We start from the raw sequence: 1,515 nt of genomic DNA on the forward strand, positions 1-1,515 counted from the left end.
TTCAGTCCATAAATCGCCGTCGGGCGGCAGCCGGCCATGGTTACGCGGGGTGCACACCAGATAGCGGGCCAGTCCGATCACGTGTTCCCGTGCGAGTCGCCCAACCTGGCCGCCGCGTAGCTGACCATGATCCACGAGGAAGGCGGGACCGCTCGCCGTCCTCGAGTCCTCACGGACGAACGCGGATGATCGTCTTCCCCTTGCGTCGCTCGGTCGGGTTGAGGGCGGCGACGGCATCGTCGAGGGTCGAGACGTTGCCGATGTTCGTCCGCAGTCGTCCGTCCCGCACCCGCTGGACGATCTCACGCAGTTGGGCACGATCGGACTCGACAACGAAGTCGACCGCCAGGCCGTCGGCGGGCCGTGCCTCGGGCGGCCCGACGATGGACACCAGTGTTCCTCCGGCTCGAATCAGGCGTGCGGACCGCTTCTGGATGTCGCCGCCGATGACGTCGAAGACCAGATCGACTTCGCCGACGTCTTCCAGCGCGTCGTTCTCAAGGTCGACGAACTCCTGCCCGCCGAAGTCGAGCACCGTCTGACGGTCGGCGGCGCGTCCGGTGCCGATGACGTAGGCGCCGGCCTCTCGTGCGAGTTGCGTCACCATCGACCCGACTGCGCCGGCCGCGCCGTGCACGAGGACGCTCTGCCCCGCCTGAAGGCGGCCGTGCTCGAACAGTCCCTGCCACGCGGTCAGGCCCGAGATCGGCAGGCTCGCGCCCACCGTGAAGTCGACGTCGCCGGGCAGCGGCGCGAGGTTGCGTGCCTCGACGGCCGCGTACTCCGCCAGGGTGCCGTCGCGAGTCCAGTCGGTGAGGCCGAACACCCGCTGTCCCACAGACAGTCCCGTCGTGCCGTAGCCGAGGGCGGTGACCACTCCGGCCAACTCGTGCCCGGGGATCGACGGTGTTCGGTCACGGTCGAGGCGATCGGTCCAGGTCGAGGGCCACGCCATCTCAGTCGGGACGAATCCCGACGCATGAATCTGAACGACGACGTCGTTTATCGCTGCCTGCGGCTCGGGCCGCTCCACCAGCGTCATCCCGGCCGTTCCCGCAGCCTGGTCCGTCACCACGATCGCTTTCATGGGAATTGCCTCCTCGGTCATTTGTCTCTTTGGTGGAAATGTTGCAGGGGTGGAAAGCCCGTTCGACATCTAATGCCAGGGGCCATAGGACGCAGCCGGTCGATCTGGACAGCGCCGGCCGGTCGCGCGCATCGATGGGCGCGTGTCGCTCACAGACGAACGCTGATGATCGCCTTCCCCGGATGATCGTTACAGATAGTCGTTGTAACGGAACGCGTTGGAGACTAGCATGGTGGACGCAATAGTCCAATCTCGTCAGTGCAGCGGCTGTTCGTGGAGTTGTGCAGCCAGCTTGGCTTACCCCTCGTATTCGAGGTGATGTACACGCCCAGCGAGACCATCGGGCTCCACACCCTTCCGGTAGACCTCAAGGGGGTGCTGCTCAAACCGGACGGAACAAGGCGTTGAGGTGATGCGGACGCCCGGGT

At 65.9% G+C, this 1,515-nt stretch carries 1 protein-coding gene; it reads right to left on the minus strand.

Going from position 1 to position 1,515, the window contains the following annotated elements:
- Window positions 1–169: 169 nt before the first annotated feature.
- Complete coding sequence (locus tag Pph01_RS42420) at window positions 170–1,087, minus strand: NADP-dependent oxidoreductase (RefSeq protein ID WP_204078935.1); 918 nt, start codon at window positions 1,085–1,087, stop codon at window positions 170–172.
- Between the last annotated feature and the right edge of the window lie 428 nt (window positions 1,088–1,515).

Source organism: Planotetraspora phitsanulokensis, assembly GCF_016863295.1.
Classification (GTDB): Bacteria; Actinomycetota; Actinomycetes; order Streptosporangiales; family Streptosporangiaceae; genus Planotetraspora; species Planotetraspora phitsanulokensis.

What these genes read in the sequence shown, in the direction of transcription:
- Pph01_RS42420 (WP_204078935.1), bottom strand. Translation starts at nt 1,087, where the DNA reads ATGAAAGCGATCGTGGTGACGGACCAGGCTGCGGGAACGGCCGGGATG.